At 72.2% G+C, this 22334-nt stretch carries 20 protein-coding genes and 1 tRNA gene; 15 read left to right on the top strand and 6 right to left on the bottom strand.

Going from position 1 to position 22334, the window contains the following annotated elements:
• Positions 1–9 precede the first annotated feature (9 nt).
• From FY030_RS12230 to htpX, 9 genes are all read left to right on the top strand, one after another.
• Entirely contained in the window at positions 10–852 is an 843-nt protein-coding gene (locus FY030_RS12230) for a DUF4097 family beta strand repeat-containing protein (protein ID WP_158061745.1), read from the top strand.
• A 563-nt stretch (positions 853–1415) separates the two neighbouring features.
• Positions 1416–2390, top strand: a complete 975-nt coding sequence (gene nuoH, locus FY030_RS12225; RefSeq protein ID WP_158061744.1) for an NADH-quinone oxidoreductase subunit NuoH — start codon at positions 1416–1418, stop codon at positions 2388–2390.
• Complete coding sequence (locus FY030_RS12220; protein WP_158061743.1) at positions 2387–3001, top strand: NuoI/complex I 23 kDa subunit family protein; 615 nt, start codon at positions 2387–2389, stop codon at positions 2999–3001. Before nuoH ends, FY030_RS12220 begins: the two co-directional genes overlap by 4 nt.
• On the top strand, positions 2998–3504 hold the full coding sequence (locus FY030_RS12215) for an NADH-quinone oxidoreductase subunit J family protein (RefSeq protein WP_158061742.1): 507 nt from the start codon (positions 2998–3000) through the stop codon (positions 3502–3504). Before FY030_RS12220 ends, FY030_RS12215 begins: the two co-directional genes overlap by 4 nt.
• The gene (nuoK, locus tag FY030_RS12210) at positions 3501–3824 is read left to right on the top strand and encodes an NADH-quinone oxidoreductase subunit NuoK (protein ID WP_158061741.1); all 324 of its coding nucleotides are present in this window, start codon (positions 3501–3503) and stop codon (positions 3822–3824) included. Before FY030_RS12215 ends, nuoK begins: the two co-directional genes overlap by 4 nt.
• Positions 3821–5842, top strand: a complete 2022-nt coding sequence (locus tag FY030_RS12205; protein WP_158061740.1) for an NADH-quinone oxidoreductase subunit 5 family protein — start codon at positions 3821–3823, stop codon at positions 5840–5842. Before nuoK ends, FY030_RS12205 begins: the two co-directional genes overlap by 4 nt.
• Positions 5839–7446, top strand: a complete 1608-nt coding sequence (locus tag FY030_RS12200) for a complex I subunit 4 family protein (protein WP_192498592.1) — start codon at positions 5839–5841, stop codon at positions 7444–7446. Before FY030_RS12205 ends, FY030_RS12200 begins: the two co-directional genes overlap by 4 nt.
• Positions 7443–8960, top strand: a complete 1518-nt coding sequence (locus FY030_RS12195) for an NADH-quinone oxidoreductase subunit N (protein ID WP_158061738.1) — start codon at positions 7443–7445, stop codon at positions 8958–8960. The genes FY030_RS12200 and FY030_RS12195 overlap by 4 nt, the downstream gene beginning before the upstream one ends.
• A gap of 86 nt (positions 8961–9046) precedes the next feature.
• Positions 9047–9916, top strand: coding sequence for a zinc metalloprotease HtpX (gene htpX, locus FY030_RS12190; protein ID WP_158061737.1), 870 nt, complete (start codon positions 9047–9049; stop codon positions 9914–9916).
• Positions 9917–10040: 124 nt separating this feature from the next.
• Here htpX and FY030_RS12185 read toward each other — a convergent pair whose 3' ends face one another.
• The 3 genes from FY030_RS12185 to FY030_RS12175 form a co-directional block, all read right to left on the bottom strand.
• Positions 10041–11504: a hypothetical protein gene (locus FY030_RS12185; RefSeq protein ID WP_192498591.1), complete on the bottom strand. Its 1464-nt coding sequence runs from the start codon at positions 11502–11504 to the stop codon at positions 10041–10043.
• A 66-nt stretch (positions 11505–11570) separates the two neighbouring features.
• Positions 11571–12113: an RNA polymerase sigma factor gene (locus tag FY030_RS12180; RefSeq protein WP_158061735.1), complete on the bottom strand. Its 543-nt coding sequence runs from the start codon at positions 12111–12113 to the stop codon at positions 11571–11573.
• 217 nt (positions 12114–12330) lie between these two features.
• A tRNA-Tyr gene (locus FY030_RS12175) sits at positions 12331–12413 on the bottom strand.
• Positions 12414–12492: 79 nt separating this feature from the next.
• On the opposite strand from FY030_RS12175, the gene FY030_RS12170 reads away from it, so the two are divergent.
• From FY030_RS12170 to rocD, 3 genes are all read left to right on the top strand, one after another.
• Complete coding sequence (locus FY030_RS12170; protein ID WP_158061734.1) at positions 12493–12990, top strand: YajQ family cyclic di-GMP-binding protein; 498 nt, start codon at positions 12493–12495, stop codon at positions 12988–12990.
• Positions 12991–13030: 40 nt separating this feature from the next.
• The gene (locus FY030_RS12165; protein WP_158061733.1) at positions 13031–14371 is read left to right on the top strand and encodes an MFS transporter; all 1341 of its coding nucleotides are present in this window, start codon (positions 13031–13033) and stop codon (positions 14369–14371) included.
• 112 nt (positions 14372–14483) lie between these two features.
• Positions 14484–15731, top strand: coding sequence for an ornithine--oxo-acid transaminase (gene rocD / locus FY030_RS12160; protein WP_158061732.1), 1248 nt, complete (start codon positions 14484–14486; stop codon positions 15729–15731).
• 30 nt (positions 15732–15761) lie between these two features.
• Here the strand turns inward: rocD and FY030_RS12155 are convergent, their stop codons facing one another.
• Complete coding sequence (locus tag FY030_RS12155; RefSeq protein WP_158061731.1) at positions 15762–16748, bottom strand: helix-turn-helix transcriptional regulator; 987 nt, start codon at positions 16746–16748, stop codon at positions 15762–15764.
• Between the two features lie 62 nt (positions 16749–16810).
• Between FY030_RS12155 and FY030_RS12150 the strand changes: the two genes are divergently transcribed.
• Together FY030_RS12150 and FY030_RS12145 are read left to right on the top strand one after the other, a co-directional pair.
• Positions 16811–17611, top strand: a complete 801-nt coding sequence (locus tag FY030_RS12150; RefSeq protein WP_158061730.1) for an alpha/beta fold hydrolase — start codon at positions 16811–16813, stop codon at positions 17609–17611.
• On the top strand, positions 17604–18170 hold the full coding sequence (locus tag FY030_RS12145) for a DinB family protein (protein ID WP_158061729.1): 567 nt from the start codon (positions 17604–17606) through the stop codon (positions 18168–18170). The genes FY030_RS12150 and FY030_RS12145 overlap by 8 nt, the downstream gene beginning before the upstream one ends.
• Positions 18171–18189: 19 nt before the next feature.
• Here FY030_RS12145 and FY030_RS12140 read toward each other — a convergent pair whose 3' ends face one another.
• Positions 18190–20235 (bottom strand): acyl-CoA dehydrogenase family protein, encoded by a 2046-nt coding sequence (locus tag FY030_RS12140; RefSeq protein ID WP_238348259.1) that lies wholly within the window; start codon positions 20233–20235, stop codon positions 18190–18192.
• 26 nt (positions 20236–20261) lie between these two features.
• Positions 20262–20957: a TetR/AcrR family transcriptional regulator gene (locus FY030_RS12135; RefSeq protein WP_158061727.1), complete on the bottom strand. Its 696-nt coding sequence runs from the start codon at positions 20955–20957 to the stop codon at positions 20262–20264.
• Between the two features lie 83 nt (positions 20958–21040).
• On the opposite strand from FY030_RS12135, the gene FY030_RS12130 reads away from it, so the two are divergent.
• Positions 21041–22333 carry an acetyl-CoA C-acetyltransferase gene (locus FY030_RS12130; RefSeq protein ID WP_158061726.1) on the top strand — a complete coding sequence of 431 codons (1293 nt, stop codon included), beginning with the start codon at positions 21041–21043 and terminating at the stop codon, positions 22331–22333.
• Position 22334: the final 1 nt, after the last annotated feature.

The raw sequence follows: 22334 nt of genomic DNA, 5'->3' as shown, positions 1-22334 counted from the left end.
GGACACCTGATGAACCAGACCACAGCCACCACGCTGACCCGCACCTTCGCCGACGACGCCACCATCTCGCTGCTGCTCGACAACGCTCGCGGTGACGTCACCATCCACGCCGACGCAGACGCGGGCACCGCCTCCGTCGAGCTGCGGGCCGACCGGGAGGTCGACTTCGAGCAGGTCGAGCTGAGCTGCCGGGACGGCCGGGTCGTCGTCGACGTCCCGGCGCTGCTGAACCCGGAGGGATCGAGGGGCTTTTCCTTCAGCCTCGGGCCGCTGAAGCTCTCCGCGGGAGACGCCGCCACCGTCGACGTGATCGTCCACGTGCCGCACGGCGCCCAGGTGGAGGCCCGGACCCGCGTTGGCGACGTCAGTGTCACCGGGGTCACCGGCACCACCCGCATCACCACCGGCAGCGGTGACCTGCGGGCCCAGGAGTGCGCCGAGCTGCGCGCCAGCAGCGGCTCCGGCGACATCAGCGTCGGCACCCTGACCGCCGGGACCGTCACGACCGGCAGTGGCGACGTCCGCGTCGAGGAGTGCACCGGCCCCGGAGCGCTCCAGCTGCGCAGCGGCAGCGGCGACCTCACGGTGCGCACCCGCACCGGGGAGACCACCGCGGCCACGGGCTCCGGTGACATCGACCTCGACCTGCGCGCCGGCGGGGCCACCCTGCGGACCGGGACCGGCGACGTGGTGGTCCGGGTGCCCCGGGAGACCCCCGTCTGGTTGGACCTCAACACCGGTCTGGGCGACGTCACCCAGCGCATCGACCCGGTCGGGCCGCCGCAGCAGGGGCAGGACCACCTGTCCGTGAGCGTGCGCAGCGGCACCGGCGACATCCTCATCACCCACTGAGGCCACCGACCCACGGACGGCACCGAGCCACGGACGCCACCGAGCCACGGACGCCACCGAGCCACGGGACGCCACCGACCCGCTGAGCCGCTGACCCGCCCACCCGGACGGCGCCTGCTTGCGCCGCTCCGCTACCCCGGCACGCCCGCGCACGGCATCCCGCACCACCTGGGCCGCACCCACCACCGCGCACCCACCACCGCGCACCCACCGCTCATACACCCACCCACACCGCAAAGGACGACCGCCATGGAACACCTGATGAACCACCTCGTCGGGCGCAGTATCGCCCAGGAGCGCGAACGAGACCTCGCTCTTCGGGCCCGCCAGCGCGGGAACGAGCCCGCCAGCTACCGGCGGCAGAGCCCGCCCCGACCCCGTCGCGGCACCACGCCTGTCGTCGCACACGCGTGAGGAGCCGGATCGGACCGCGCCCCAGTTGACCACGCCCCCCGCCTGGCCCCGGGGCCGGCCCGTCCACCCGGACGGACCGGCCCCATCCTCGTCCCGGCCCTCGGAGCGCCGCCAGACGCGGGTGCCTCGTTGTCGTTAGGGTGGCGGCGATGCTCGCTGAACTCCCGGTGGCCCTCGAGGTCGCGCTGAAGGCCGTCGTCGTGCTGGCGGCCTTCCTCAGCCTGCCCCTGGCACTGGGGCAGCTGGAGCACAAGCTGATGGGGCACATGCAGGGCCGGCTCGGGCCGATGGAGGCCGGGCCGCACGGGATGCTGCAGCTGGTCGCGGACGGCATCAAGTTCGCCCAGAAGGAGGACGTGACGCCGGCCGCGGCAGACCGACCCGTCTTCCGGCTGGCGCCGGCCGTCGCCCTCATCCCCTACCTGGTCGCCCTGGCCGTCATCCCGTGGAGTGCGGCCTGGGTCGCGGCCGATGTCCCCGCCAGTCTCTTGCTCGTGCTCGCGGTGACCAGCGTCGGTGTCATCGGCACGCTGATGGCCGGCTGGGGCTCGGGCAACAAGTACTCCCTGCTGGGCGGCCTGCGGGCCGGCGCCCAGCTGGTCTCCTACGAGATCCCGCTGCTGCTCGCCGCGGCGTCGGTCGCGATGGCCGCCGGCACCCTGTCCCTGACCGGGATCGTCCAGGAGTGGTCCTGGTGGTGGCTGCTCTGGCAGGCGCCCGCGGCGGTCGTCTTCCTCGTCGCCACGGTCGCCGAGCTGCAGCGCACCCCCTTCGACGCCCCGATCGCCGACTCCGAGATCGTCTTCGGGCCGCTGACCGAGTACACCGGCCTGCGCTTCGCCTTCTTCCTGCTGGCCGAGTATGCCGGGATCGTGGTGATGTCCCTGCTGTTCACCGTGCTCTTCCTCGGCGGCTGGCGAGGCCCGTTCGGCGACATCGGCGTCGTCGGCGCCCTGTGGACCCTGCTCAAGGCCACCCTGGTCGGTGCGTTCATCCTCTGGCTGCGGGTGGCCTGGCCGCGGGTGCGGGAGGACCAGCTGCAACGGCTGGCCTGGCTGGTGCTGCTGCCGGTGGCCCTGGCCCAGCTGGCGATCACCGGCGTCGGGGTGGTGGTGCTGGGATGAAAGGTCTGCTGCGCGGGCTGCGCACGACGTTGCGCACCCTGATCCGCCGCCCCCACACGGCGCAGTACCCCCACGTGGAGCCCGAGCTGCCGGAGCGTTCCCGGGGCGTCATCGCCCTGCTGGAGGAGAACTGCACCTCCTGCATGCTCTGCGCCCGCGAGTGCCCGGACTGGTGCATCTACATCGACTCGCACAAAGAGGAGACCCCCCCGGAGACGGAGGGCGGCCGGGCGCGGCAGAAGAACGTCCTGGACCGCTTCGAGATCGACTACTCGCTGTGCATGTACTGCGGGATCTGCATCGAGGTGTGCCCCTTCGACGCCCTCTTCTGGGCGCCCGACTTCGCCTACGCCGAGGGCGACATCCGCAACCTGCTGCACGACAAGGAGCGGCTGGGCACCTGGATGCGGCGGGTGCCGGAGTCGACCTGGCCGGAGGGGTATGCCGGGCCGCCGGTCTCCCCAGCCGAGGCGGCGCAGCTGCCGGGCGGGGGCGCGGCGCAGCTGCCGAGCGAGGAGGTCGAGGCACAGGCCGCGGCTCAGGTGCCGGGCGACTCGGCCGTGGCCGCGGAGTCGAAGGTTGACCCGACGCCGGGGGAGCAGCCCTCGTGACCGGTCTGGACGTGCTGTTCGTGGCTGTCGGACTGCTCACCGCGGGCGCCGGCCTGCTCGCGGTCATCTCCCGGCAGGTGCTGCACGCGGCGTTGTGGCTGGTGGTGGCGCTCGGCGGGATCGCCGGCTGCTACCTGGTGCTGGGCGCCGAGCTGGTGGCGCTGGTGCAGCTGCTGGTCTACGTCGGGGCCGTGGTGGTGCTGGTCCTCTTCGTCCTCATGCTCACCCGGCAGGGCGGGGTGCCCGCGGTGGCGACGGCCCCGCACCGGGTCGCTGCAGGCCTGGTCGGTGCCGGGACCGCCGTCGTCCTGGGCGGGGCGCTGCTGACCGCCTTCGGCTGGGGTCAGGTGGAGCTGGCCGGGCCGAGCGGCACCGAGGTCGCCACCGCGATCTTCGGCACCTACGTCTGGCCCTTCGAGCTGCTCTCGGCGCTCCTGCTGCTCGCGCTGGTCGCCGCCGTCGCGGTGGCCCGCGCCCCCGTCGGCGGCGAGGACGAGACATGATCCGCCCGGTGCTGCCTTACCTGCTCGTGGCGGTCCTCGCCGGGCTAGGGGCCTACGGCGTGCTGGCCCGGCGGCACGCCGTCCTGATGCTGATCGGCGTGGAGCTGCTGCTCGGCGCCGCCGGTCTGCTGCTGGTCACCGTCGGCCAGACGGGCGTGGTCACCGACGGCTCCGCTCAGGTGCTGACCCTGTTCCTCATCACCATCGCGGCGGCCGAGGTCGTCGTGGCGCTGGCGATCCTGCTGGCCCTCTTCCGCGCCCGCGGGCACGTCGACCTGCATACCCCCCTCGAGCCCCGGGGGGAGGTGGGGTCGCGATGAGCCTGCCCGCCCTGACCTGGGACGACTTCCAGCTGCCCTCGATCGACGTCCCCTCCCTGCCGGTGCCGGACCTGTGGGGCAGCCCGTCGCAGTGGCTGGTGCTCATCCCCCTGCTGGCCGCGCTGGCCGGGGTCACCCTCGTCGGCCGGTCCAACCGGCTGGGCGCCTGGATCGCCGTCGGTGGCGCGCTGGCGACGGCGACGGTCTCGCTGTGGCAGCTGTACACCCTGGCCCGGATCGAGGACGGTCAGCGCACGGCGGGGACGATCGGGCCGTTGAGCCTGGGCGAGCTGCAGGTGCCGCTCCAGCTCGTCGTGGGGTGGCCGTTGGCCCTGGTCAGCGCCACGGTGGCCGTCGTCGCGCTCGTCATCCAAGGGTATGCCCGGTGGTACCTCTGGTACGACCCCCGCTACCGCACCTTCGCCGCCACCGTCTCGTTGTTCACCGGGGCGATGCTGCTCACGGTGCTCTCGGACGACGTGCTGCTCACCCTGGTCGGCTGGGAGGTGATGGGCTGGTGCTCGTTCCTGCTCATCGGCCACCACTCCATCAAGCCGGGGCCCACGCGCGCGGCCGCCAAGGCGCTCATCGTCACCCGGACGGCCGACGCCGCCTTCGTCGTCGGTCTGGTCATCCTGGCCGCGGGCGCCGGGACGACCGCCCTGCGCGAGATCGTCGAGCACTGGTCGCAGGTGGCCGTGGACGGGCCCGGCCCCACGCTCACCGCGGCGATGGTGCTCATCGTCCTGGGGGTGGCCGGGAAGTCTGCGCTCTTCCCCTTCCAGGACTGGCTGCCGGACGCGATGGAGGGCCCCACGCCGGCCTCCGCGCTGATCCACGCGGCCACCATGGTTGCGGCCGGCACCGTGGTGCTCACCCAGCTCTTCCCGCTGCTGGCGGTCACCGGTCCCGCCCGCTTGCTGCTCGCGGTCCTGGCCAGCCTCACCATGCTGGGCGCGGCCGTGCTGGCCTTCGCCCAGGGCGACCTGAAGCGCCTGCTCGCCTGGTCCACCGTCAGCCAGGTGGCCCTGATGCTGGCCGTGCTGGCCGCGGCGATGCCGCAGACCGGGCCCGACGCGGCCCTGCAGCACCTCATCGGGCACGCCTGGTTCAAGGCACTGCTCTTCTTGGCCACCGGTTGGCTCGGGGTCCTGGTCGGCGGGACCGCGATGGCCGTGGTGGCCTCCGGCACTCGCCGCTACCGGGTGCTGCGGCGTCGTTTCGGGTGGGGCCTGCTGGCGTTGGCAGGGGTGCCGCCGTTCGTCGGCTTCGTCTCCAAGGAGCTCATCCTGGGCACTGCCGAGGCCGGGGCCGCCGCCGGTGGGGGACTGGCCTCGGTCCTGGTCCTCGGCGCGGTCGGCGCCTCCGCCCCGCTCACCGCCGCCTACTGCATGCGGGCCTGGCTGGTGCTCAGCCGACCCACCCTGGAGCAGCGCCTGGCCAACGCCTATGAGCTGGGGGACGTCGAGCGGATCGACGACTTCTTCGACGAGCCGCAGGTGGTCCAGGAGGCCGAGGGCGTGGAGCGGGCCGAGGCCGCGATCAGCTCCACCGCCCGGCTGGGCACCTCGCTGCTCATGGTGATGACCGTGCTGGGTGGCGCCGTCCTGCTGCTGCCCGTCTGGCGCTCCGGTGCACACCTCGACCTGCGGCTGATGGCTGCCACCCTGCTGCTCATGCTGGTCAGCGCACTGCTAGTGCGGCTTGCCGCCCGCGGTGTGCGCACGCGCGACGCTGCAGCGCGGATCCCGGCCGGGATGAGCCTGGCCGCCGAGCGCGGGCTCGGTGCCGACTACGCCTATCGGTTGCTGGTCGGCGCCCCCGTCATGGCGCTGGCCCGGGCGGTGACCTGGTTCGACCGGGAAGTCCTGGACTCCTGGGTCCGGGGCCTGGGCGCCGCGCCGCGCCTGCTGGGGAGGGCCGGAGACCTGGCCAGCCCGCGGCGGGCGACGCCGAGCATGGCGCTCGTGCTGGCCGGCGTCCTCGTCCTGGCCGCGATCGGGGTGATCACCTCGTGAGTGAGGTCTTGATCGCCGTCCGCGACGAGCTCGTCGAGCTCATCCCCGACCTGGGCACCGGGTGGCTGCTGCTCGCCCTGGGGCCGCTGCTGCTGGTGGCCGTGGCGCTGCTCACGGCGGGTCGCTGGGCCTCCCCGCCCGGGCGGCGGGTGGTGCACGTGGCCTCGATGCTGGCGGCCATGCTGTCGGCGGTGGGCGTGCTCGGCACCGCCTTGCACCGCCCCGTGCTGGCCCAGCCCTGGATCGAGAGCCTCGGCGTGTGGTTCACGCTGCGGGCCGACGGGTTGTCTGCGCCGCTGATCCTGCTCACCGCCGTGATCGGCGTCGTCGCCACCAGCCTGCACCTGCACGTCCCCCCGCCGCCGCGACCTGCGGACCCGGCACTGGAGGGCACCACCCCCACCTCGCCCATCCCGGTGGTGCGAGCGACCGATGTGCCCGGTCTGGCGAGTTACCACGCCTGCCTGCTGCTCATCCTGCTCGGCTCCTTGCTGGCCTTCCTTGCCGGGGACGCCCTGCTCTTCTTCATCGGCTTCGAGCTGGTCCTCATCCCGATGTGGCTGCTGATCGGCCGGTACGGCGACCCCGCCAGCGACCCACGCGGTGCTGCCCAACGCTTCCTGGTGGTCACCGTCGTGGGCTCCTCCCTCATGCTCGCCGGCCTGCTCGCCCTGGCCACCGCCACCGGCACCACCGACCTGGCCCTGTGGGCGCAGCAAGGCCCCGGAGCCCTCGACCGCAGCACCCAGATTGTCGTCGCGGCCCTGCTGCTGAGCGGGCTGGCCCTGAAGATCCCTGTCTTCCCGCTGCATACCTGGCTGCCGTGGGTGCACGCCACCGCACCGACGGCCGGGTCGGTGCTGCTGGCCGCGGTGCTGCTCAAGCTGGGCACGTACGGCATCGCCCGGTTCGTCGTCCCGGTGGTCCCGACCGGGTTCGCCTTCTGGGCCCCCCTGCTGGGCGGGTTGGCCGTGGTCGGCGTCGTATGGGCCGGTCTGGCCTGCCTGGTCGAGCGCGACCTGAAGCGGCTCATCGCGTGGGCCTCGGTGGCCCACCTCGGCTTCGTGGTGCTGGCGTTGGCGACCGGCACGCAGACCGGGCTGCAGGCGGCCCTGTTCGGCAACGTCGCGCACGGGCTGGTCTCCGCACTGCTCTTCGTGGTTGTCGGCGGGCTCAAGCACCGGTGGGGCAGCGCAGATCTTGCGGTCGCCCGCGCGGCGGTGCGCGAGGTTGCCCCGCGGCTGGGTGTCGGGCTCGTGCTCGGTCTGGCCGCCGGGATGGGCCTGCCGGGCCTGGCCGGCTTCTGGGGCGAGATCGGGGCGCTCTTCGCGTCCTGGGCCCCCGCGGCCGATCGGCCCGAGGGCTGGTTTCGCTCCTTCACCGTGGTCGGCGCGCTGGGGGCGGTGCTCGCCGTGGCTTACAGCGTGCGCGTGCTGCGCGAAGTCTGGACCGGTGACCGGCTCGAGCCCCGGGTCCCTGACGCCATCGTGACCGAACGATGGGCCATCGGCCTGCTCGGGGCGCTGGTCGTGGCGGTGGGCGTGGTGCCGACCGCCCTGTTTGCGGTGACCGCCCCCTATGTCGCAGAGGTCCTGGCCCGATGAACCTCGAGCTGCACCTCACGGCCACCCTGCCCGTCCTGGCCCCGTTGCTGGCCGCGGTGTTCGTGCTGCTCTTGGACGTCGCCGTCCCGCACCGCCGCGAGCCGCACCTGATCGTGGCCGCGCTGGGTCTGGCCGCGGGTGCGCTGGCCACCGTCCCCGGCTTGGGGCTGGCGGCCGGCGACGCCCGTGGCGCCTTCTGCCTGCCCTCCGGTGAATGCCTGTATGCCGCTTCTCGGCTGGTCTCGGTCCTGCAGCTCACCGCGTTGCTGGCGGCGCTCGTCGTGCTGGTCCTGGCCTGGCGGGACTGGACCGCGCCCGGCCCGGGCGGGGGTCGGGAGACGACGGGCAGGTCGCCGGTGGTGGCTGCGCTCGCCCTGGGTGCGACCGGTGGCGTCGTCGCGGTCCCGGCCGCCGGTGACCTCGGCACGCTGCTGGTCGCGCTGGAGCTGGCCACACTGCCCACGGTGGCGCTGGTTGCCCTGGTGCGCACCACCTGGGCGCCCGAGCGGCGGGCACGGGCCGTGGAGGGCGCGGTGTCCCTGCTCACCACGTCCCTGGTCTCCTTCGCGCTGCTCGCCCTGGGCGCCGGCCTCTGGGTGGCGGCGACGGGGACGGCGCTGCTCGGCGGCGCCACCACGGTGGAGCAGCCGGCGCTGCTGGTGCTCGCGGCGGTCTTCCTCGTGGCCGGGCTGGCCTTCAAGGTCTCGGCCGTCCCCTTCCACGCCTGGACACCGATCACCTATGCCGCGGCGCCGCTGCCCGTCACGACCTACCTGGCCACCGTCTCCAAGGTGGCTGCCCTCGGCGGCCTGATCGTCGTGGTGCAGGCCCTCGGGGTCGTCGACGAGACCACGCTGGTCGGCATCGCCGTCCTGGCGGCCGCCTCGATGACGCTGGGCAACCTGGTCGCTCTCACCCAGACCGACACCGTCCGGCTGCTGGCCTGGTCCACCGTCGCCCAGGCGGGCTGGGTCCTGCTGCCGCTGGCCTCCCTGTCCTCGCGGGCGGCTCACGCGGCCACCTCCTACCTGGTCGTCTACGTCACTGCGACCCTGCTCGCGTTCGTCGTCGTCATCGCGGTTGCGGCGGCCACGACCACCGCGGACCCGGCGGGGCGTCCGCCGGTCACCGCGCTCGCCTCGCACCAGGGGTTGCTGCGGGCCCGGCCGCTGCTCGCACTGCCGCTGGCCCTGGCTCTGCTGGCGCTCGCCGGCCTGCCGCCCGCCGTCGTCGGCGTGGTCGCCAAGATCGTGGCCCTGCGCCCGGTGCTGGGCGACGGGATCTGGTGGCTGGCCGTCGTGGCTGCGCTCAACATCGCCCTCGGGGTGGCCGTCTACGTGCGCTGGCTGGCCGTCGTCGTGGGCCCGGTGCGACCGGGTCCCGCGCCTGGGGCGGACCCGGGGCCGGATCACGTCGAGGGCCCGGCGCCCACACCGGCCAGGGTTTGGGTGCTGGTCGCCGTTCTCACGGCGCTGCTCCTGGCGGGCAGCGTGCTGCCGGTCGGGATCGTCTGACCCCGGGCCGTGTCTGACCCGGGAGTGCGCGCCCAACTGCGTCCTGACCTGGGAACACCAGGGCGCCTTGCCCGCGTTGTCCGGACATGCGCACCCATCGCAACGGACTGAAGACCGCCCTGCTCTTCGGCGCCATCTGGGCCCTCTTCCTGGGCCTCGGGGCCGTCATCGAGGGCGGTCGGTTCCTGTGGCTGTTCGCGCTCTTCGGGGTGGCCTCGACCGCCTACACCTACTGGAACTCCGACAAGCTCGCGATCCGGGCGATGCGGGCCCAGCCGGTCACGCCCGAGCAGCAGCCGACGATGTACAAGATCGTCGAGGAGCTCTCGGCCCAGGCCGGCCAGCCCATGCCCCGCCTCTACGTCAGCCCGACCGCCGCGCCCAACGCCTTCGCGACCGGCCGCAACCCGGCGAATGCGGCCGTGTGCTGCACCGAGGGAATCCTGCACCTGCTCGACGAGCGAGAACTGCGCGGCGTGCTCGGCCACGAGCTGATGCACGTCTACAACCGCGACATCCTCACCGGGTCGGTCGCGGCCGGCATCGCGGGCATCATCACCTCCGTGGCCCAGATGGCGCTGCTCTTCGGCGGGCGCCAGCGCCAGGGCAACGTCATCCTGCTGCTCGCGATGGCGCTGCTGGCCCCGCTCGCTGCCAGCGTCATCCAGCTGGCGATCAGCCGGACCCGTGAGTACGACGCGGACCAGTCCGGTGCCGAGCTCACCGGTGACCCGCTGGCCCTGGCATCGGCGCTGCGCAAGCTGGAGGCCGGGACCCAGCGTGCCCCGCTCGCACCCGAGCCCCGTGTGCAGAGCACCGCGCACATGATGATCGCCAATCCCTTCCGCGCCCGCGACGTGGGCAAGATGTTCGCCACCCATCCCCCGATGGACCAGCGCATCGCACGGCTGGAGGCGATGGCCGACGGGCAGCAGCCGGGCATCACCCGCTACTGAGCGGGAACGAGCGAGGGGCCACGACAAGAAGACGGCTGCACCAGGACACGCCACCGCCCCGGGTATCTACCCGGGGCGGTGGTGTGGGCTCGACCGGTCGGACCAGCAGGGGAGGAGCCGTGCCTCACTCCCAGGACTGGAAGTCCAGAGCCTCCTCGGCCAGGGCGAGGACGGGGTAGTGCATCCCGTCCGCGGTCAGCAACTTCCACACCGGGACCTCGATCGCGCCGGAGGTGTGGGTGTGGAGCGTGCCCTGCACCAACTCCGCCCCGGTCACCGTCTTGTCCTTGATGAGGACCGGGATCAGGTCACCGGGGGTGAGCGTGACCGGCTCGGGCACGTCATAGACCGGCATGCTCAGCTCACCCGCCCCCTCCGGGTAGGGGCCGTAGTCCTCGGCGATGCTCACGTAGTGGTCCATGCCCCACTCGCGGGTGCCGAACCGCTCGACCGCCTCGGCCGCGGTAATCACCGGGTAGCTGCCCAGCGAGGAGAACTCGCCGATGGTCCCGTAGGCGCTGGTCACGCCCTCCGGGCCGACCACCGCATTCAGGTTGAGCTGGCCGTACTCCATGTCCTCGGGCCAGTAGTCGAGGTTGACACTGCTCTGGCTCTCGTCGGCGTACACCTCGACGGTGTAGCCGGTGATGTCGATGCCCGCCAGGGCGAAGAACTCGGCGGCCATGGCCTTGGCCTGGTCCTCCGAGGGCGCGGGCCCCTCGGGGGTGCGGCAGCTCTCGGGGCCCGGGAGGGGCATGTCGGGCCCGTAGGACCGGGCCCAGTCCTGTTGGATCATCGCCAGGTCCTGATCCTCGAGGCCCTCGAACATCGAGGTGCACCAGCCGCCCGCGAGAATCGACTCGTAGTGGAAGTTGAGCGGACCACCTTCCAGGCCGGCCTGGATCACCTCGGCGGTTGCCGGGTCGACCGTGCCGTAGCCGTAGTAGTTCCACTCACTGTCCTCAGGCATCGGCCGGGGGTCCATCCCCAGCCCCTCAGCGAGCCGTTCAACGAGCTCCTGGGGGTCCTGGTCGCTGATCAGCGCCCGCACCTCCCCGGTGTCCGGTCCAGATGGCAGCCCCTCGCCGGCGACGAGCCGAACCGGGCCCGGGTCGTAGGCCATCCCGACGTCCTCCGCGTCGTGCTGCTCGACCGTCACCGCCTCCCCGCCCATGTCGGTCCCCCCGGCCCACCCGGGCTCGCCGTCGGCCCCGAAACCCTCGGCCCGCCCCGGCTCAGCGGGGTCCCCGTCCACGGGGCGGTCCCCGTCCGCCTCCTGTGCGGAGGAGGCCGGGTCGACCGCGACCGTCCCCCCGCCTGCGACGGGCGGCGGGGGAGCCTGCTGGACCCCGAGGGCGTAACCGCCGACGCCCAGGCCGATCGCGGCCACGGCCGCCGCCGCGATCCATGGGGCCCGGGTGCGAGGCCCCCGCAGGGGGTCGTCGTGCAGACGGGTGACCTCGTCCGAGCCCTGGCTAGCCGGAGCCTTCTGCGCCACGAGGTCGCGCAGGGAGTGCAGGTCGGGGTGAGACCCCTTGGCGGGGTCACTGATGCGCAGGCGGTTCAGCGCGTCGTCGTGCTCGGTCATGATCTTTCTCCTTGGGTTCCGATGCGAGTCGGTTCGGTTCGGGGTGGGGGGTCTGGGGGTGAGGGGTCAGTGGTCCTCGGCCCAGGCCTCACGTAGCCGGGCCCGAGCCCGGGACAGCGCGGCCGCCGCGCCTCCCCGGGTCAGGCCGAGCGCGTGCGCCAGGCCTTCCCCGTCCAGGCCCTCCCAGGCGTGGAGCATGAGCACCGTGCGGTCACGGGCGCTCAGCCTGCCCAGAGCTCGCCGCACCTCGTCGTCGGTCATCACCAGGTCGGCCGGGTCGACGCTGCGAGCAGGTTGCGCGCCCTCCTCGCTGCCGTAGTCCGACAGCAGGGTGAGGGTGGGCTTGCGGCGGTGGTTGGCGAGCACGTACGACGCCGTCCTGTAGAGCCAGGGCAGCTCGAAGCCGGCCGGGATCTTCTCCCGCCGGCGCCACGCCGTCGCGAACACCTCCGCGGAGAGGTCCTCGACGTCCACCCGGTCGGCCCGCCGGACGAAGTAGCGGTGGATCGCGGTCGCGTGCAGGGCGAAGAATCCGTCGAACCAGGTGGCGTCCCGGGGTTCCCGTTCCGTCACCGTCCCGGGGTCTTCCCCGGCCGTGCGAAGCGCCATCGCTTCTCCTTCCATCGGCAAAGGTGACGTCCTGCGCGACGTCACATCCGCACTATGTCGGCCGGGGGCACGGTGTTGCACGGGCCACGCCGCGCGCTTCCGGGCTGCGGTCCTCGGCGACCGGTGGCCGTCACGCACCGGCAGTGCCCACCCGGGTGCCCGGTCACAGCACGAGGGGCACCCGGGTCAGACCCTGGTGCCCCTCGTGCGGTGTGGGTGGCAGGTGCAGGATTCGAACCTGCGTAGGCATACGCCGACGGATTTACAGTCCGCTTCCATTGGCCGCTCGGACAACCTGCCAGTGCACCCTCGCGGGGCGCGGATGACAGGATAACAAACAGGACCACCGCAACCGAACCGCACACCAGGAGGCACAACCATGGCCGACTCGTCCTTCGACATCGTCAGCAAGGTCGACCACCAGGAGGTCGCCAACGCCGTCAACCAGGCCGCCAAGGAGATCTCCCAGCGCTACGACTTCAAGAACATCGGCGCCAGCGTCGAGCTGGCCGGGGAGACCATCAAGATGACCGCCAACAGCGAGGAGCGGTGCAAGGCCGTCCTCGACGTGCTGCAGACCAAGCTGGTCAAGCGCGGCGTCTCGCTCAAGCACCTGGACTACAGCAACGACGGGGAGCCGAGGGTCTCGGGCAAGGAGTACCGGCTGGAGGCCGCCCTGACGGAAGGCATCTCGACGGAGAACGCCAAGAAGGTCTCCAAGATCATCCGCGAGGAAGGTCCCAAGAGCGTGAAGGCCCAGATTCAGGGCGACGAGCTGCGGGTCACCTCCAAGTCGCGCGACGACCTGCAGGAGGTCCAGCGGCTGCTGAAGTCCCAGGAGCTCGACTTCGCCATCCAGTTCACCAACTACCGGTGACTCGCGGGGTGTGCCGGACCGCGGCATACCATCGCTGCCCATGACGACCGACGCGTCCGCGGCAGACCCGCGGCCCACCCGCCCGGAGCGGATGGGTGGGCTGCCGTACACCCGCAAGCACACCAGGGTCCTGCTGGGCTCGGGCACGGGCTGGGCGCTGGACGCGATGGACGTCGGGCTCATCTCTTTCGTCGGGCTGGCCATCGCGACCCAGTGGGACCTCACCCGCACCGAGCAGTCCTGGCTGCTGACCATCGGCTTCGTCGGGATGGCCCTGGGGGCGACCGTCGGCGGGCTGCTCGCCGACCGCTACGGCCGGCGCACGGTCTTCGCCGCCACGCTGGTGATCTACGGCCTGGCGACCGGCGCCTCGGCCCTGGTCACCGGCCTGGCGGTGCTGCTCCTGCTCCGCTTCGTCGTCGGTCTGGGGCTGGGGGCCGAGCTGCCGGTCGCCTCGACGCTCGTCAGCGAGCTGTCGCCGACCCGGATCCGTGGCCGTCTCGTCGTCGTCCTGGAGTCGTTCTGGGCACTGGGCTGGATCCTCGCCGCCCTCATCGGCTACTTCGTGGTGCCCCTGTCCGACAACGGCTGGCGCTGGGCGTTCGCCCTGGGCATGGTGCCGGCGCTCTACGCCGCGGTGATCCGCTGGGGGCTGCCGGAGTCGCCCCTCTTCCTCGAGCGGCGGGGCCGGGTCGAGCAGGCCGAGGCCGTGGTGCGCTCCTTCGAGGAGTCCGCCGGGGTGGCCTCCCCGCAGAGCCCGCCGCTGCCGCCCACTCCGCCCCGCACGCCCGGGGTGCTGTGGTCCTCGGCCTACCGGGTGCGCACGACGGGCATCTGGCTGGTCTGGTTCTGCGTGAACTTCTCCTACTACGGGGCGTTTATCTGGCTGCCGACGCTGCTCTACGACCAGGGCTTCGACCTGGTCCGTTCCTTCGGCTACACCCTGGTCATCACCCTCGCCCAGCTGCCCGGGTATGCCGTGGCCGCCGTCCTGGTCGAGGTGTGGGGCAGGCGGGCCACCCTGGCCACCTTCTTGCTGGGCTCGGCGCTCGCCGCGGTCGCCTTCGGGCTGTCCGGCGAGGTGTGGCAGATCATCGCCGCCGGGTGCGCGATGAGCTTCTTCAACCTGGGCGCCTGGGGCGCGCTGTACGCCATCACCCCGGAGATCTACCCGACCTCGGTGCGCGGCGCCGGTGCCGGTGCGGCCGCCGGCTTCGGCCGGATCGCCTCGATCATCGCCCCGCTCAGCGTCCCGGTCATCCTGGCCGCGTGGGGCAGCACCGCCCTGTTCGCGCTCTTCGGTGCCACGTTCGTGGTGGGGGCGGTGGCCGCCTACCTGCTCCTGCCGGAACGGGCCGGCGACGCGCTCGACGTGGGCTGACGTTCTGACCGGTCCTGCATAGATATACTGATCCTCGTATTATTTCTCGGCTCCGGGTGGCGTTCGCACACCTTCGGCCGGGCCTCACCCCCGCACACCTAGGATGACGCGCATGACAGAGCCCTCGACGAACCTCTCGACCAACCTTTCGTCCAATCAGGACTACATCGCCCTTGAGGACCGGGTCGCCGCCCACAACTACAGCCCGCTGCCCGTGGTGGTCGAGCAGGCCGAGGGCATCTGGGTCACCGACGTCGAGGGCAACCGCTACCTCGACGCGCTCTCGGGCTACTCGGCGCTCAACTTCGGCCACCGCCACCCGGCCCTGGTGCAGGCCGCCAAGGACCAGCTGGACCGCTCCACGCTGACCAGCCGTGCCTTCCACAACGACCAGCTCGGCCCGTTCTGCGTCGCGCTCGGCGAGCTCGTGGGCAAGGACATGATCCTGCCCATGAACACCGGCGCGGAGGCCGTGGAGACCGCGCTGAAGATCGCCCGCAAGTGGGGCTACCAGGTCAAGGGCGTCGCCGACGGCCAGGCCCACATCATCGTCATGGACGGCAACTTCCACGGCCGCACCACCACGATCATCTCCTTCTCCGACGACCCGGAGGCGCACGACGAGTACGGCCCCTACACCCCGGGCTTCACCTCCGTGCCCTACGGCGACCTCGCCGCGATCGAGGCGGCGATCACCGAGCACACCGTGGCGGTGCTGGTCGAGCCGATCCAGGGCGAGCAGGGCGTGAAGATCCCCCCGGAGGGCTTCCTGCCCGGGCTGCGCCAGCTGTGCACCGACCGTCAGGTACTGATGATCGCCGACGAGATCCAGGCCGGCCTGGGCCGGGTCGGGACCACGCTGGCTTGCCAGTACGAGGGCGTCGAGGCCGACCTCTACACCTTGGGCAAGGCCCTCGGTGGCGGCATCGTGCCGGTCTCCGCCGTCGCCGCTGACGCCGAGGTGATGAACGTCATCACCCCCGGCACCCACGGCTCGACCTTCGGCGGCAACCCGCTGGCGGCAGCCGTCGGTAAGGCCGTCTGCGACCTGCTGGCCACCGGCGAGCACCAGCGCCACGCCGCGGACCTGGAGGGCCAGTTCCGCGAGGCGCTGCAGGCCTTGGTCGGCAACGGCGTCGAGGAGGCGCGGGTCCGTGGGCTGTGGGCCGGGATCGACATCGACCCCGAGCTGATGACCGGCAAGGACGCCTGCAAGCAGCTGGCCAAGAAGGGGGTCCTGGCCAAGGACACCCACGGCTCCACCCTCCGCCTCGCGCCGCCGCTGACTATCACCGCCGAGGAGTTGAAGATGGTCACCGACGCGCTCGCCGAGGTGGTCACCGAGGCGCAGCAGGGCTGAGCGCCCCGCACCAGTGAGCGTCCTCGCCGCTCAGGGGGTACCGCTGCCGGGGACGGCCGTCCCGTCCCCGGCAGCCTCGGCCAGGATCACCGACAGCTCGCGCACCCGTTCGCGCAGCTCCGGCGGGTCCAGCACCTCGAAGGGCACGCCCAGCCAGAGTGCCTCGCCGATGAGGTGGTCCAGCGTCTCCGCCCCGGTCTCCAGCTCGCAGGTGTCATCGCCCAGGCCGGAGAGCGTCCCGGCGTTCTGCGGCACCCGTCCGGCGATCTCGTCGAGCGGCGCGTGCAGCCGCAGCCGGGCGACATACCGGTAGGGCGAGCGGATCACCGACTCCCGCACGTAGGTCACCGCGTCGGGGGCCGCTCTGGGGGTGAACCGGAAGGTCGTGACGTGCAGGGAGTCGGCGTGCACGCGGTCCAGCCGGAACGAGCGCCAGTCGTCCCGATCGAGGTCGTAGGCCAACAGGTACCAGCGCCGGCCCATCGCCACGACGCGGTAGGGCTCGACCCGGCGCGCGGTGGTGGCCTCGTCGCGGGCGCTGTAGGTCAGCTCCAGGCGCACCTTGTCCCGGCAGGCGCGGGCGACGGTGCTGAGCAGCCGGGCGTCCACCGGCATGCTGACGCCCTCGACGGCCACGACCGCCTCACTGATCGCCTCCACCTCCCCGCGCAGATTGCTGGGCAGGACCTGGTCCAGCTTGGCCAGGGCCCGCAGCGCCGACTCCTCCACGCCGGTCACCGAGCCGCCGGCGGCCAGGCGCAGGCTGACGGTGACCGCGACGGCCTCGTCGGGGTCCAGCAGCAGTGGCGGCAGCGTGCCCCCCGCGCCGAGCTGATAGCCCCCGCCGACACCGGCGCTGGCCCGCACCGGGTAACCCAGCTCGCGCAGCCGCTCGACGTCCCGCCGGACGCTGCGCGTGGTGACCCCTAGCCGTTCGGCCAGCTCCGGACCCGTCCACATCGCCCGCCCCTGCAGCAGCCCCAGGAGCCGCAGCACCCGTGCGGTCGTGTCGGCCATGCGGCATACCTTGCCACCGATCGCGGACCGATGCTGTCCGCGGCCGGGGGCATGCTCGCGGTATGGAGACCAACCCCACCCCGTCCTCGACCACATCTCCCCGGCCCCACGTCGTGCTGGTCCCCGGCTTCTGGCTCGGTGCCTGGGCCTGGGACGACGTCCTGCCCCACCTGCGCGCCCGTGGCCTGGAACCGGTCGCCCTCACCCTGCCGGGCCTGGAGCCCGACGATGACGAGGCGGTTCGGGCCGCGGTGACCCTCGAGGACCACGTCCGGGCGGTGGAGGAGGCCATCACAGCCGCGCCCGACGGGGCCGTGACGATCCTGGTGGCACACAGCGGCGCCGCCGTCCCCGCGACTGCCGCCCTCGACCGGCACGTCGAGCAGGTCGGCCACGTGGTGTGGGTCGACACCGCACCGGTGGTCGACGGCTTCGCGCTCGATCCCGAGGCGAGCGGGGCAGAGCACCCGCTGTCCGCGCAGTGGGACGACGAGCTCGAGCAGGGGTCGATGGCCGGCCTGGACGAGCAGCAGCTGGCCACCTTCCGCGAGCGGGCCCTCCCTCAGCCGGGCGCGGCCCTGCGCGAGGCGGTGCGGCTCACCGACGAGCGGCGGCTGGAGGTGCCGATGACCCTGGTCGCGACCGCGTTCAGCGGTGCCGACTACCGCAGCTACGCCGAGCAGGGGATGCCCTTCCTGGCCGGGCTGCTGGAGTACCGCCGCCTCGACGTCGTCGACCTTCCCACCGGCCACTGGCCGATGTGGAGCCGCCCCTCCGAGCTGGCCCAGACCATCGCCGACCGGGCCCTCGGTCATGCCGCCAACTCGTCACGACCCGACCCCAGGAGGACCCACGATGGATGACCTCACCGAGAAGCTGCACGAACAACTCGACTGGCACTGGCAGGCCGCGGCCCGCCCCCGCCTCGAGGGCCTCAGTGACGAGGAGTACCGATGGGAGCCCGCCCCCGGTGCCTGGACTGTGCGCCACCGCGACGAGCCGGCCCCCTCGACCGTGACCATCCGGGCTGGGGCCGGGGAGTGGCTGGTCGACTACGCCCTCCCCGAGCCCGATCCGGCCCCGGTCACCTCGATCGCCTGGCGGCTGGCCCACGTCGTGGTCGGGGTCCTCGGCGCGCGGGTGCACAGCCACTTCGGAGGAAGGCCGATGACCTACGACGACTGGGAGCACGCCGGGACCGCGGAGGAGAGCCTGCGGCAGCTCGACGAGGCGTATGCCGCCTGGTCCGCCGGCGTGCGCTCGCTTACGCCGCAGACCCTGGCCGCACCCGTCGGCCCGGCGGAGGGTCACTTCGCGGCGGAGCCGATGCTGACCCTGGTTCTGCACATCAACCGCGAGGTCATCCACCACCTCTCTGAGGTCGCCCTGCTCCGCGACCTCTGGGCCCACGGGCTGCGGTGACGCCGACCCCCCAGCCCCGTCAGGCGGTGGCGCCCGGGGTCCACCGGGCGAGCGACTCGGGGTCCTCGACCAACATCGAGGAGTTCAGCCAGGTCTCCGGGACGCCCATCCCCTCGACCAGGCTCAGGGCGTCGGGGCGCAGCTCGGCGCAGAGCTTGTTGATCTGCGCGGTGACGGCCTTGGCGCGGGCGGCAGACATCCGGTTGTGCGACTGGAACCATCCGGAGTCGGCCTCGATCGAGCTCAGTGCGTAGAGGGTGCACAGCCGCTCGAGGACCTGCCGCGCCTCGGCCTCCTCGCAGGCGTCGATCCCGGCCACGAAGGCCTCCAGCACGATCCGGTCCATGTGCGTGCGGGCCGCGAGCAGGACGTGGTCCTGGGCGAAGTTGAAGGCTTCGAAGGAGTCCTGGTCCTTGGCCCGGCCACGCAACCGGCCCACCACGGTCTCCAGCACGTGGCGCTCGCGGTTGGTGAACATCGACAGGTGCCAGCCCCGGTCGAGCAGCGTCTCGTCCTCGGACTTGCGGGCCGCCGCGGCGATGAGCCGCTCCACGAGCGGGCGCACCGAGGTGGCCTCGACGACCTGGCCGCCGAAGGCGCGGGCGGCGTACTGCACCATGCCGCGCATGTCCAGGTCGCCCCACATCTCCCGGTAGCCGGTGAGCAGGCCCTTGGCGACCAGCTGCAGCAGAACCGTGTTGTCGCCCTCGAAGGTGGCGAAGACGTCGGCGTCGGCGCGCAGCGTGGTTAGCCCGTTCTCGGACATGTACCCCGCGCCGCCACACGCCTCGCGGCAGACCTGGATGGTGTCGTTGCCGAACCGGGTCATGAGGGCTTTGAGCCCGGCGGCCCGGGTTTCCAGCTCGCGTTGCGCCAGCTGGTCCTTCTCCGGCACCTCGTGCAGCTCCTGCAGCCGCTCGACGATCTCGTTGAGGGCGAAGGTGTGCGCGTAGGCCGTCGCGATCGCCGGGACGAGCTTGCGCTGGTGAGCCAGGTAGTCCATCAGGACGACCTCGCCGTCGTGGCCGGGCGCGGAGAACTGGCGTCGGCGCAGCGCATACCGGGTCGCGATCGAGAGGGCCTTGCGCGAGGAGACCGCAGCGCCGGCCGCGACGCAGATCCGGCCACGCACCAGCGTGCCCAGCATGGTGAAGAAGCGCTTGCTCTCACCCTCGATGTCGGAGACGTAGGCGCCGGAGTCGTCGATACCGCCGTAACGGTCGAGCAGCATGCGGCGCGGGACCCGCACCTGGTCAAAGGAGAGCGTGCCGTTGTCGACCCCGAGCAGGCCACCCTTGTGGCCGTTGTCGCCCAGGGTCACCCCAGGCATGGGGGCGCCGGACTCGTCGCGGACCGGCACCAGGGCCACGTGCACGCCGTGGCCCACACCGTCGACGATGAGCTGGCCGTAGACGGCTGCGATCCGGGCGTCCTCCGCCGCGGCCCCGATGTAGGTCTTCACCGAGGACGGGGTGGGGGAGTGCACGACCAGCTCGTGGGTCTGCGCGTCGTAGGTGAGGGTCGTCTCCAGCGAGGCGACGTCCGAGCCATGCCCGAACTCGGTCATCGCGTAGCAGCCGACCTCGTCCATGGCCAGGTTCGCGGGCAGGAACTGCTCGTGGTGCCACTGCGTGCCCAGCGAGGTCACCGCCCCGCCGAAGAGGCCGAAGTGGACACCGCTCTTGACCGTGGTGGACAGGTCGCCGTGTGCGGTCATCTCGAAGTCGACGCAGGAGCGGCCCAGGTCATCCAGGCCACCCTGCTCGATCGGGAAGCCGCTGCCGGCCATCCCGAGGCCGACCAGCTCCTTGAGGGTATGCCGGGTCCACTCGCGGGCCTCGTCCATGGTCTGCGCGGGGTCGCGCACCATGAGCTCGGCGGGGACGGTGGCCCGGGCCAGGGCGCGGACCTGCCCGTAGCGGCCGCCGCTGGCCTCACGCAGCGCCTCGCCCAACTCGGTGAGCTGCTCGGGGTGGGTCGCCGAGGTGGCGGCGGCCGAGGCTGCGGCCGGCATCTCCACGTCGGTGTCGGGGCGGGTCTGGTGGGTGGGGGTCTGGGTGGTCATCATCGTCCTTTGCTCGGGTATGCGGCTCAGGTCTTGGGCTGGTCCGGTGCCGGGGCCTGGTGGTCCAGGGCTGGGCGGATCAGGGCCACGACAGCGCGGGTGACGTCGTCGACGGTCAAGATGGGGGTGCTGGTGGTGCGGGTCAGCCAGTGGTCGGCGGCGGACCGGACCAGGCCGACGATGCCGTGACCCCAGACCGGAGCCAGCAGGTCCGCCTCCGCGACTCGCCCGGTCCTGGACAGGTGCTCGTGCAGCACCTGGGTCAGCTGCTCACCGATGTGTCCGGTGATCTGGCGGATGGGGTCGCTGGGGTCCCCCTCGGTCGTCTCCAGGGGCCGGGTCATGACGAACCGGTAGATCGCCGGGTCCCGCTCGACCATGTGCAGATAGGAGGAGACCATCGCGGCGATCCTGCTGACCACGTCCTCACCGCTCTCCCGGGCCGCCGCCAGGTCGGCCAGGATGGTCTCGTCGACCGAGGCCACCACCGCGTGGTAGAGCCCCGACCGGTCGCCAAGGTGCCGGTAGAGCACGGTCTTGCTGGTGCCCGCGGTGGCGGCGATCTCGTCCATACCCACCCCGGCGCCGTGCTTACGGATCGCCTTGAGCGCGGCCTCCACGAGCTGCCGGCGCCGCCTGGTCCGGTGCGCCTCCCAGCGCATGTCGCGACCGTCGCGAGCGCCGTTGGGCAGGATCGTGGGGGAGTGGCCAGGTGACCTCATAGCGCTCAGAGTACCGTGTACACCTCGTATCGGCTACAGTCGGTACCGGATACATCTTCCCCTGCACCGTCAAGGAGCACCCGATGCCCGACCAGCCCACGTTGCGAGACGCCGTCGTCGTCGGCGGCAACCGGATCCCCTTCGGCAAGGCCGGGGGCGCCTATGCCGCAGCCTCTAACCAGGCCATGCTCACCGCCGCCCTGGACGGGCTGGTGGCCCGGTTCGGGCTGGCCGGTCAGCAGGTCGGCGAGGTGGCAGCCGGGGCCGTGCTCAAGCACTCCCGCGACTTCAACCTGACCCGTGAGGCTGTGCTGGGCTCCGCCCTGGCGCCGACGACCCCCGCCTACGACCTGACCCAGGCCTGCGGCACCGGTCTGGAGACCGTGATCCAGGTCGCCAACAAGATCCAGCTGGGCCAGATCGACTCCGCCGTCGCCGGGGGTGTCGACTCCGCCAGCGACGCCCCGATCGCCGTGGGGGAGGGGCTGCGCAAGGCCTTGCTCAAGGCCAATGCGGCCCGGTCCCCCATGCAGCGGATCAAGGCGCTGGCCACCATCCGTCCCGGTGACCTCGCCCCGGAGACCCCGCGCAACTCCGAGCCGCGCACCGGCCTGTCGATGGGTGAGCACCAGGCGCGCACCACCAAGGAATGGGGTATCAGCCGGGAGGCCCAGGACGAGCTGGCCGCCGCCAGCCACCACAACCTGGCCCGCGCCTGGGACTCCGGCTTCTTCGACGACCTCGCCACCAGCTTCCTCAAGCTCTCCCGCGACCAGGGCCTACGCCCCGACACCTCGGTGGAGAAGCTGGCCACTCTCTCTCCGGTCTTCGGCAAGGGCGAGGGCGCCACGATGACCGCCGGCAACTCCACCCCGCTCTCCGACGGTGCCGCCGTGGTGCTGCTGGGCTCGCGCGACTGGGCCGAGGCGCACCGGCTCCCCCAGCTGGCCCGGTTCGTCGACGCCGAGGTCGCCGCGGTCGACTACGTCTCCGGCGACGAGGGCCTCCTCATGGCGGGTGCGTACGCCGTGCCACGGCTCCTGGAGCGGCACGGCCTGAGCCTGCAGGACTTCGACTACTACGAGATCCACGAGGCCTTCGCCTCCACCGTCCTCAGCGTGCTCAAGGCCTGGGAGTCGGAGGAGTACTGCCGCGAGCGGCTCGGCCTCGACGCGCCGCTCGGGTCCATCGACCGCAGCAAGCTCAACGTCAACGGCTCCTCACTGGCCGCCGGTCACCCCTTCGCCGCGACGGGCGGGCGGATCGTCGCCACGCTGGCCAAGATGCTCCACGAGAAGGGCCCGGGCAGCCGTGGGCTCATCTCGATCTGTGCCGCCGGCGGCCAGGGTGTCGTCGCGATCCTGGAAGGGTGCTGAC

It is taken from the genome of Ornithinimicrobium pratense, assembly GCF_008843165.1.
GTDB lineage: Bacteria > Actinomycetota > Actinomycetes > Actinomycetales > Dermatophilaceae > Ornithinicoccus > Ornithinicoccus pratensis.
This window is presented reverse-complemented; position numbering and strand designations above follow the sequence as displayed.